Annotated in this window: 9 protein-coding genes and 1 pseudogene; 3 read left to right on the top strand and 7 right to left on the bottom strand. The window is 62.5% G+C overall.

Annotated elements, in window-relative coordinates; all coding sequences use genetic code 11:
- Nucleotides 1-88 precede the first annotated feature (88 nt).
- Nucleotides 89-247 (top strand): annotated as a pseudogene (locus ACTHQX_RS20225) (thioredoxin domain-containing protein); the annotation flags it as partial.
- A gap of 105 nt (nt 248-352) precedes the next feature.
- On the opposite strand, the gene ACTHQX_RS20230 reads toward ACTHQX_RS20225, so the two are convergent.
- The 6 genes from ACTHQX_RS20230 to ACTHQX_RS20255 all read right to left on the bottom strand — a co-directional run bounded on the left by ACTHQX_RS20230 (nt 353) and on the right by ACTHQX_RS20255 (nt 6,715).
- Complete coding sequence (locus ACTHQX_RS20230) at nt 353-1,177, bottom strand: HpcH/HpaI aldolase family protein (RefSeq protein WP_236808298.1); 825 nt, start codon at nt 1,175-1,177, stop codon at nt 353-355.
- Nucleotides 1,178-1,261: 84 nt separating this feature from the next.
- Entirely contained in the window at nt 1,262-2,704 is a 1,443-nt protein-coding gene (locus tag ACTHQX_RS20235; protein ID WP_236808305.1) for an aldehyde dehydrogenase (NADP(+)), read from the bottom strand.
- A 51-nt stretch (nt 2,705-2,755) separates the two neighbouring features.
- Nucleotides 2,756-4,063: an MFS transporter gene (locus tag ACTHQX_RS20240; protein ID WP_236808312.1), complete on the bottom strand. Its 1,308-nt coding sequence runs from the start codon at nt 4,061-4,063 to the stop codon at nt 2,756-2,758.
- A gap of 42 nt (nt 4,064-4,105) precedes the next feature.
- A complete protein-coding gene (locus ACTHQX_RS20245) occupies nt 4,106-5,197 on the bottom strand; it encodes a zinc-binding dehydrogenase (protein ID WP_236808314.1) in 1,092 nt (363 codons plus the stop codon).
- Nucleotides 5,198-5,327: 130 nt separating this feature from the next.
- On the bottom strand, nt 5,328-6,104 hold the full coding sequence (locus ACTHQX_RS20250; protein WP_236808316.1) for an IclR family transcriptional regulator: 777 nt from the start codon (nt 6,102-6,104) through the stop codon (nt 5,328-5,330).
- Nucleotides 6,105-6,553: 449 nt separating this feature from the next.
- Nucleotides 6,554-6,715: a hypothetical protein gene (locus ACTHQX_RS20255; protein WP_236808318.1), complete on the bottom strand. Its 162-nt coding sequence runs from the start codon at nt 6,713-6,715 to the stop codon at nt 6,554-6,556.
- A gap of 145 nt (nt 6,716-6,860) precedes the next feature.
- Here ACTHQX_RS20255 and ACTHQX_RS20260 point away from each other — a divergent pair, with 145 nt between their 5' ends.
- Entirely contained in the window at nt 6,861-7,541 is a 681-nt protein-coding gene (locus ACTHQX_RS20260) for a FadR/GntR family transcriptional regulator (protein WP_440159067.1), read from the top strand.
- Nucleotides 7,542-7,772: 231 nt separating this feature from the next.
- Entirely contained in the window at nt 7,773-9,134 is a 1,362-nt protein-coding gene (locus tag ACTHQX_RS20265; protein ID WP_236808326.1) for an MFS transporter, read from the top strand.
- A gap of 81 nt (nt 9,135-9,215) precedes the next feature.
- Here the strand turns inward: ACTHQX_RS20265 and ACTHQX_RS20270 are convergent, their stop codons facing one another.
- Nucleotides 9,216-9,434: a hypothetical protein gene (locus ACTHQX_RS20270; RefSeq protein WP_236808328.1), complete on the bottom strand. Its 219-nt coding sequence runs from the start codon at nt 9,432-9,434 to the stop codon at nt 9,216-9,218.
- Nucleotides 9,435-9,778 lie beyond the last annotated feature (344 nt).

Consider the following 9,778-nt stretch of genomic DNA (forward strand, 5'->3'; position numbering starts at 1 on the left):
GTTCGGTGTCCTTCGGTGGCAAGGCCGCCCTTAATCGTGTAGGCAAAGATGACGGTGGGCCTGGCGGGGTCGACCTGGTTGTAAGTGTGTCGATGTGGACCATTCGCCGCAGCTCTCCGCCAGATTCGCTATTCAGGCGGTGCCAACGTTGATGGTCATCGTCGACGGCAAGATCGTCGCGAGGCGGGCCGGTGCAGCTCCCGCCCCCGCGGTGAGGTCCTGGCTGGAGGGGGCACTCACCGCGTAACACAAGAACAGCGGACGACGACGGTCCCGCCCCTTCAGGGGCGGGACCGCATGCCAATCCTCGAGGTGCCACAGCTGCTACAAGGGATTTTTCCTTGCCGTCAGGTTATGAGGCGGTGTGGACCTTGATTGCCTGCTCTGCGTGCAGTTCGGCTGCCAGCCGCCCGGCCTCTTGCTTCGCTCCCTGGCATAGCCAGCGAACGTCGGAGTGGAGCCCGATGAAAGTGACCCCCCAGTTGATGAACAGCTTGGCATCGTCTGCGTCGTTCGCAAAAACGCCGGTGGCCTTTCCAGCCTCGCGTGCCTGGGCCACAACCGACCGCATGGCTTCGACGACCTCTGGATGCCAGGTGTCGCCCAGATGGCCCAGGGAAGCAGCCAGGTCGGACGGGCCCAGGAAAACGCAGTCGACACCCTCGGTTGCACAGATGCCCGCAGCGTTGTCAACGCCGGATCGGGATTCGATCTGCACGATGGTGCACACTTGTTCGTTGGCGTTCTTCACGTACACCGGGTCAAGTCCGTACCGGCCGGCCCGGACCAATCCTGCCACGCCCCGCACGCCAGCGTTACCGTTCTGCGGGTAACGCATCGCGCGGACAGCCTCCTGTGCTTCATCCGCGGTGTTGACATTGGGGAAGATAAGAGTGCGCGCACCAATGTCCATGGCCCGCTTGGCCAGGACGGGATCGTTTTCGGCTAGGCGTACGATTGCCTCGGCACGGCCGCCGTTAGCCCGGGCGGCGTCGACGGCCCTCAACTGTTCCACAGCGCTGGCGGGATTGTTGGGGGCGTGCTCAAGGTCGACTACGAGCCAGTCGAACCCGCAATGGGCCAGGGCCTCGGCCACCGCAGGTGAACCCAGCGTTAACCAAGTTCCGGTCGTGGTGGCGCCGGAGCGCAGAGCCACCTTGACGGGGTTATCGTGCATCAGGTCATCCTTCTACGAGATCTGTTCATTGTGTCCGCGGGCCGGCCCCGGTCCATATGGCCCGGAGGTTCAAGCCGCCTGGGATTATCCTAGGTGCCGCGGAATCCCTAGCGGGTTGCTGTCCTGCAACTCCGCGGGGAGGACATGGTCGGGGAACCCCTGCAGTGCCACCGGGCGCAGGAACCGTTGAATCGCTGCCGTCCCGACAGATGTGGTTTGGACGGCAGTGCTCGCCGGGTATGGTCCGCCGTGCTGCTGGGCATGTGTTACGGAGACGCCTGTGGGCCAGCCGTTCCACAGGACGCGTCCCGCCTTGCCGGCCAGAACACTGAGCAGGTGGCGGACGTCGCACTGGTCTGTGGCCTGTACCGTCGCGGTGAGTTGGCCGTCCATCCTCCGGGCAACCTCCAGCAGCTGGTTCATGTCCTCGTACTCAACCACCAGGGAGAAGGGCCCGAACCGCTCGGCCAGGAACAGGTCCGGATCCTCGAGGACTGCTGCGATGTCGGTGCCCAGGATCAGTGGCGCCGGGCCGGTGGCCTCGCCGGGAATGTTCCCGTTCAGGATCCGGACCTGCCGGTGGCCTGCGAGCTCGGCAACTTCCCGGGTGTAACCCGCTTCTATCCGTTCGGTCAGGAGCTTTGTGGCGCCCGGCAGTTCCGCGGTGTGCAGGTGTTCGATGATCTGGCTTCCGGCCGGAACAAAGAGGGTTCCCGGCTTGGTGCATAGTTGGCCGGCGCTGCCGGTCACTGCGGCCAGGTATCCCTCAGCGATGGCAGCCGGACGTTCTGCTGCCGCCTCGGGGGTAACAAAAACCGGGTTGTTGCTGCCCATCTCGGCGTAAAACGGAATCGGAACATCCCGTTGTTGGGCGATGTCGAACAGTGCCCGCCCGCCGGGGATTCCTCCGGTGAAGGCGCCTGCCTGGATCCTGGGATCTCTCAGGGCCCGGACGCCGGTTTCTGTTCCGTGGATCAGGGCCAGCACGCCTTCAGGTGCCCCGGACACTTCCAAGGCCCTGAGGAGAATCGCGGCGGTGCGCGCAGAGAGCTTCGGATGTCCGTGGTGCGCCTTGACGATGACGGTGCAGCCTGCCGCCAGGGCTGAAGCGGTGTCGCCGCCACCGACGGAAAAGGCAAAGGGGAAGTTGCTGGCGGCGAAGACCAGCACCGGCCCCAGCGGGAGCAGCATCCGTCGAAGATCGGGGCGTGGTGCACCCATGGGCCATTCGGGATCGGAGTGGTCTATGCGTGCGTAGACGAAGCGGCCGATCCTTAGTTCCTCGGCGAAGAGGCGCAGCTGAAAAACGGTCCGCGTCAATTCTCCCCGCAGCCGCGCATCGGGCAGATGCGTCTCTGCCATGGCAAGTTCGATGAGCTCGTCGGCGTGCGTCTCCATGGCTGCAGCCATCGCCTCAAGGTGGTGGGCACGGCCAGTGGAGGGCATCCCGGACCAGCTCTCGAAGGCCGTTTCGGCCGCGCTCAGGACTTCGTCCAGGCTCAGGGTTTCAATGGTTTCGGTAGTCATCTTGTCTTGCTCTCTTGTTTGTATCCAGGATGGCCGGCGGACACTTGGGCCCTAGTCGATCTCCTGGTTGCTCTTTTCTTTGGCGAACAACACAGCCACCAGTGAGATGGCGCCGCAGAGGATGATGAAAAGGCCCACCGGAAGATAGCTGCCGCCGAAGGCTGCGAGGAGTGCTGTGGCGATCAGCGGAGCGGGCCCGCCCGCGATAGCTGCTCCCAGCTGGTAACCCAGGGAAGCACCTGTGTAGCGGATGTCCGGGGAGAAGCTCTCTGCGATCACGGTGCCGATCAGTGACCCATAGGTGGGCCAGATGACGGCAAACCCGACGAAAAGCGCAACGGCAAGGAACGGCAGGGACTTCTGGTTGAGCATCCAAAGGTACGGGAGGATAAACACCATCAGGGCCACGGTGCCCCAGAGGAAAACCTTTTTCCGGCCGATCCGGTCCGAGAGCGCACCAAACTTGACCATTGAGAACACGCCGATCACGGCGCAGACCAGCAGCACCGAGAGTACGGCTTCGCGCTTGTACCCCAAGGTCATGGCGTAGGAGACGGTGAACGTCGCGAACATGAAGAACGTCGAGGTCTCAACGATCTTGGCGCCCGTTGCGATAAGGACTTCACGCCAGTGGTGCTTCAGGGTGTCGACGAGGGGAACCTGTTTCGTCGCTCCCGCGGCTTTCACCATCCGGAATGATGGTGTCTCGTCGACCTTGTGGCGGATCCAAAGGCCGACAGCCAACAGGACAACCGACAGAAGGAACGGGATCCGCCACCCGTAGGCCAGGAACGCTTCGTCCGAGAAGACCGCGCCCGCGGCCAAGGTGATCATGTTGCCCAGAGCGAGCCCGAGCATAGCACCGGTCTGCGGGACTGCACCGAAGAATCCGCGCCGGTTCTTGGGAGAGTACTCGACGGCCAGAAGCAGGCCCCCTCCCCATTCGCCGCCCAAGGCAAGGCCCTGGAGCAGGCGGAGCACAGTCAGAATGATGGGAGCCGCGACGCCGATAGCTGAATAGGTGGGCATCAAACCCATCGCGACAGTAGAGACGCCCATCAGGGTCAGCGTGACGACCAGTGTTTTCTTCCGGCCGATCCGGTCTCCGACATGGCTGAACAGAATGCCGCCGATCGGACGGATCAAGAAGGCCAGGGCGAAGGACGCCAAGGCCAAGAGCTGGCTGACGGTCGGATCGTTGGACGGGAAGAACAACGGGCCGAATACCAGCCCGGACATGGTGCCATAAAGGAAGTAGTCGTACCACTCGATTGTGCTACCGACTGCGCTGCCCCACAGGGCGCGCTTCCGATCCTCGTCGGAGACCACGATCTGTGGCGCTGCGACAGTTGATGACATGTTTCTCTCCTAAGGGAAGACCTTCGACGTTGAAGGTATGGATTAGTTGCTGCTGCCCATCAGGACCACCGAACGACCGATGTTTCCGTTGGCCAGCGAGTCGAATGCTTCGTTGATCTGGGCCAGGCTGAACTTCTCGCCGACAAGGGCATCAAGCTGCAAACGGCCGGCCAAATACATGTCCAGGATCTGAGGGATCTGCACTGACAGATTGGAGGAACCGTACAGGCTCCCCCTCACCGATTTCTCCTGCTGAACAACCTGGTTCAGGGGCACGTTGATCTCGGCCTCGGCGTTGGACAGTCCCACCACGAAAGCCGTGCCGCGGGGGCGAAGTGCCAGGACTGCCTCGCGAATGGTCTGGGGCCGGCCGATTGCTTCGACAGCCCAGTGGGCTCCTTCGCCAGTGATCTCGTGCACAGTGGTGGCCAGGTCGTGTTCGCGCGTGTTGATCGTGTGGGTTGCCCCAAGCTCCCGCGCCTTCGCGAGCTTTTCGTCGTCAATGTCGGCAACGATCACCGGGTGGGCCCCGACTGCTGCGGCGCCGATGACTGCCGAAAGCCCCACTCCGCCGGCTCCGACGATAAGAATCGACTCCCCGGCGGGAGCCCCCATTCCGTTCAGTACGACGCCCATCCCTGTGATCACTGCACATCCCATGATGGCTGCTACAGCGACGGGAACCTCTTGGGGGATCTTGATCACCGATTCGCCGGATACGACGCATTCCTCCGCGTAGCAGGACACCCCCATCAGGTGATGTACGGGCTTTCCGTCGTGCGACAGCCGCGTTCCGCCGCGCAGCAGTTCGTTATGGGTAGCGTGCACAGCGCCGAGGCGGCAGAGCGCAGGCGAGCCGCTGCTGCAGTACTCGCACCGGCCGCAACTTGGCCGCCAGGTCAGAATGACCTTGTCGCCCGGCCTGACATGGGTGACCCCGGCTCCGACTTCCTGCACGATGCCCGCGCCCTCGTGGCCCAGCACGATAGGCGTCCGGCACGCCAGGTCCTGGACCATGTAGTGGTAGTCACTGTGGCAGATGCCCGCCGCGTCAACGCGCACCCGGACTTCGCCCGGACCAGGCGCCTGCAGATCAAGATCGACGACGGCAAGCGGTGCGCCTGCTTGGTTCATGATTGCGGCCTTCACCGATCACTCCTTGTTGCTTGGTTCTCATATCCCGTGTTTCAAATCACGGGAACTGAGCACAAGCATCAGGTCCGGACCGCCGTCGTCAAAATCCGCCTCTCATTCAGTGAGACGCCTATAGTTTGGCCCAATGCGGAACTGCCCGCATCTGGCGGTTTAGTCCCAGTGTCGCTGCATGGACAGCGGGACCAACCAGTCTCATCTCCACCACCCCCACCGGGGCAGTGATGGAAATGGCCGCCACAGCAGTAGTATCACCCCGCAGAATGGGACTCGCCGCGCACGCCAGGCCAGCATGGGATTCTTCCCGCTCATAGGCAATACCCTCACGTCGGGCCAGGTCCAGTTCGGCGCGGAGCTCCTGGGGATCGGTAATAGTGTTGGGTCCGATCTTCTCCAACTCGCCGTTCAGAAGATCCTCGACCAACTGGTCAGGAGCGTGTGCAAGCAGGGCCTTCCCACCAGCAGTCGCATAGCACGGTACACGTCCACCTACCCGTGATGGGATTGTCAAGTCCCGATACTGGCCGCGCAAAATCTCGATATAGACGACGTCATTACCTTCGAGAACGCCCAGCTGAACAGTCAAGCCCGTAGCCCGCCGGAGGTCGAACATCGTTGCCAGAGCCAGGCGCCGAAGATCCTTTGGCTGCTGCGCCATTTGCCCCAATTCAAAACACCGGATACCTATCTGGTATCCGGACTGAACCCGGTCGACGAAATCGTGCTTGGCGAGTTCTGAGAGTATCCGCGCCGCCGTCGCCCGGGAAAGTCCGGCCCTGCGCGCGATCTCCCCTCCCGTCAGGACTGGCTCTTCAGGACTGAACACGTCAAGGATCAGTGAAACCCGCTCAATCATGCTGGCAGCGGGCTTCGACTCAGTGGAATTCACGTTAAGCATTATGGTCTCACTCAGCGAGACACGCAAAGTCTCAGGCAACCTTATTGGGTGACAGCTTCGCCAGTCGCGACAACGCAGCGGACGGTCAGGATGAGGGCCCCGGAGGAGCTCCACTCAGCCGTGGGTCGCGCTCCAGTGAGACGGCGGCAAGAGGACTTCGTCTCCAATTTTGTTTCGGCGACACTTACATCGTCCGGGACGGGACGCCATTTTCGGCGAAAGCACGAATGTCGCACCCCACCCTCGCATGCTTGCGGGTGAGGCGCCGGAACAGAGCACCCAGCCGTGCAGGTTGCGAGCCAGACGGTCCATGCTCTGCACCACGAGGGTGTCCCCGTCCCGAGCGGAGCGCATCGGTGCGCCAGCCGGTGCATGGCGGGCAACCCGTTCGGACGCCATATCGGCGGCATTTCTTGGTTGCACTGCGGTCGTCGGTAGCGCTAATCGCCCTGGAGCGAGGAGGGTAGCGAGGCAGGCCCACAGGAATCCACGAGGTTCGGAACGCCTCCGAAGGAGGCCAGGGTCCGGGCGGTCTCCACAAACTCGCGTGCCAGCCCGTCGTTGACGTCGGTACGCCAAGCAATCGACAGCGGAGAGGTCATAGAAACGCTGGGTGGAGGCTTGAGTGAACGCAATTCCCCGCTCACCCATGATTGCTTCGAAACTACCTCACCACACCTGAAGACGGAGCCCGCACGGCCAGCTGAAAACGTGCGTGTCTGGCCAGACCTGCAATAATCGGTGGCGATGAAAGCGCACGAGACAGTAATGAACTGGGTGACCGGAGAGCTCTCGAGCGGTCGTTTACGGATTGGTGACCACCTCCCTAGTGAACGGGCTCTCTCTGAAACGTTGCAAGTCTCGCGAAGCTCGCTCCGCGAGGCGTTGAAGGTTCTTGAGGCGCTCGGAACGATTCAGGCAGCCACCGGTTCCGGGCCGCGCTCGGGTACCGTCGTGACCGCAGCCCCGGAGCAGGCGTTGGCACTGGCGCTCAACCTCCAGCTGGCGACGAGTCACGTCGAGCATTCACATGTGTACGAGGTGCGTCTGCTGCTTGAGACCTGGGCGGCCGAGCACTCGGATCCCGGCCGAGGGGATTGGAACTCTGCGGAGAGGCTGCTGGGGCTCATGGACGACCCCAGTGCCCCTGTCGGTGATTTCCTTCATCTGGACGCCGAATTCCACGTGACGCTTTCCCGCGCCGCTGGAAATCCCCTTATCAGTACGCTCATGGATGCCCTCCGGACTTCCATTGCCGATCACACCCTGGCCCGCGCCCAGGCACTTCCCGACTGGGAGGCGACCGCGGGGCGCCTGCGTTCCGAACATTATGCAATTGTTGATGCCCTTCGCAGCGGTGAACGTGCCGCAGCGGCCGAGCTCCTGCGCCGGCATATTCGGGGGTACTACATGGAGACAGCGGATTAGTCCCGTCACCAAGAAGAAGCGGGCGGCTATGTCCTGCGACCCTGTGGCTTCCTGAATGAACCGACCTCCTCGCGTTCGATCGTAAGCGGCTCAGCCGAGGCTTCTTCTTCGGGGCGACTGGTGCCCAGGCAGGCCCCTAATTTTGACGTGTCGGCCGTCACAGCTTAGAGTCTCATGTGGTCGGACCACGTGGTAGGGCCACACATCCTTCGAATCCCAAAGGAAAGATCCTTGACGGACACTACATCCCCTGAAAAGACAAAGAGCGAAGAAAAGCTGAACTATCGCGTGCTGCTCGGCAGCCTCAGCGGCAGCGTCATTGAATGGTTCGACTTCCTCGTATACGGCACCGTTGCCGCCCTGGTCTTCAATAAGCTCTTCTTTCCCAGCGACAACGCGTTCGTGTCGACTTTGCTCGCCTACATCTCGTTCTCGCTCACCTTCTTCTTCCGTCCCCTGGGCGGTATCATCTTCTCCCACATAGGCGACCGGATCGGCCGAAAGAAGACTCTCTTCATCACCCTCATGCTTATGGGAGGCGGAACGGTCGCCATTGGGCTGCTGCCCGACTACAACACAATCGGCGTAGCCGCCCCCATCCTGCTCATCCTGTGCCGCATCCTTCAAGGTCTCGGCATCGGCGGCGAATGGGGCGGGGCCCTCCTGCTCGCTTACGAGTACGCGCCCAAGAACCGCCGTGGCCTCTATGGTGCGGTGCCGCAAATGGGTATCAGCCTGGGCATGCTGCTCGCTGCCGGCGTTGTCGGCCTTCTGACCCTCCTTCCCGACGGCCAGTTCTTCGTCTGGGGCTGGCGCCTTCCGTTCATAGCCAGCGTTGTGCTCGTCCTCGTCGGCCTCTGGATTCGGAACGGCCTGGACGAGACCCCGGAGTTCAAGCGTGTCCGGGAGACGGGCGCCCAGCTGCGCCTGCCCATCAAGGAAGTTGTCACCAAGCACTGGGGTGCCGTGCTCGTGTCGATCGGCGCGAAGGCCTCGGAGACCGGCCCCTTCTACATCTTCGGCACCTACGTCATCGCCTACGCCACCAACGTCCTAGGAGCACGCGGGAACGTCGTTCTTCTCGCAGTTGCCGCAGCCGCGCTCGTGGCAACAATATGGATGCCCGTCTTCGGCAGGATCTCCGACAACGTTCCGCGCGCAGCGCTGTACCGCTGGTCGGCCGCCGCGACGCTCATCATGGTCGTGCCTTACTACCTCGTGCTCAATACCGGTGCCACCTGGGCGCTGTTCGTCGCCACCATCGTCGGCTTCGGCCTTCTGTGGGGCAGCGTCAACGCGATCCTAGGCACCCTGATAGCAGAGAATTTCGCCCCCGAGGTCCGCTACACCGGCGCTTCACTCGGTTACCAGCTGGGTGCGGCGATATTTGGTGGCACCGCACCGATCATCGCCGCCTGGCTTTTCGAAATCAGCGGCGGACAATGGTGGCCCATCGCTGCCTACGTCGCCGGGTGCGCAGCAATCTCAATCGTGGCCTCCTTCTTCATCAAGCAGGTAGCACACCGTGAAGGCCCGAACACAGCCGGGCACGCCGCACCTTTGGACCACCCGGTTCTCAGCAAAGGCCAGTAGCATGAACCGCCGATGAGCTTCGAAGAGCCAGCCCCCGCAGCGTGACGGGAGCTGGCTCTTCTGTTGCAGGCGATACCGGCCTCAGGCGGCCTCGAAGTAGAGGTAGTCCCCGGCCGCCTCCCGAAACCCGAAGTCCATCCAGTACCGGCGAAGCTTTTTCTTGGTCGCCGTATGCTGTGGGTGACCCTTCCACCGGGGCGTCGTCATCCAGCAGGGGAGCGGCTTCGGAGATGCCAGGGCGGTGTTGCGGCCTGCGGCTCCCAGGGGCGAGGGAATCTCAACGCCCAACAGGACCGTCACACTCGAATGGTGGGGGCTGAAGATGCCCAAAAAAGAGGGTGTGGACAATGTCCACACCCTCGGGCTTCGCATTCGGTTGTACCGGCATCGGACTGGGCCGGATTGGGGATGTTCGGGGGAGTGGCGGATTTTCAGGGGGAGCGGCTGGTTCGAGTCCCACCTCGGGCACGTGTTTTCCCTGTTCAGAGGCTCTTTAGCTCCTGAGTGTGGACAATTTGTGTTGTACGGGGCCCCTTCGGCGGCCTTTTTTCATTGGTGGGGGGTGGTTGTCAACGGCCATTAGGAATTGCCCGTAGGCGGCCAGCATTTCTGCCCGCTGGTGGCCAGTAGAACTGCCCAGTGGT

It is taken from the genome of Arthrobacter sp. SAFR-023, assembly GCF_051965295.1.
In the GTDB taxonomy this organism is placed as follows: Bacteria; Actinomycetota; Actinomycetes; order Actinomycetales; family Micrococcaceae; genus Arthrobacter.

What these genes read in the sequence shown, in the direction of transcription:
- ACTHQX_RS20230 (WP_236808298.1), bottom strand. Translation starts at nt 1,177, where the DNA reads ATGCACGATAACCCCGTCAAGGTGGCTCTGCGCTCCGGCGCCACCACG.
- ACTHQX_RS20235 (WP_236808305.1), bottom strand. Translation starts at nt 2,704, where the DNA reads ATGACTACCGAAACCATTGAAACCCTGAGCCTGGACGAAGTCCTGAGC.
- ACTHQX_RS20240 (WP_236808312.1), bottom strand. Translation starts at nt 4,063, where the DNA reads ATGTCATCAACTGTCGCAGCGCCACAGATCGTGGTCTCCGACGAGGAT.
- ACTHQX_RS20245 (WP_236808314.1), bottom strand. Translation starts at nt 5,197, where the DNA reads ATGAACCAAGCAGGCGCACCGCTTGCCGTCGTCGATCTTGATCTGCAG.
- ACTHQX_RS20255 (WP_236808318.1), bottom strand. Translation starts at nt 6,715, where the DNA reads ATGACCTCTCCGCTGTCGATTGCTTGGCGTACCGACGTCAACGACGGG.
- ACTHQX_RS20260 (WP_440159067.1), top strand. Translation starts at nt 6,861, where the DNA reads ATGAAAGCGCACGAGACAGTAATGAACTGGGTGACCGGAGAGCTCTCG.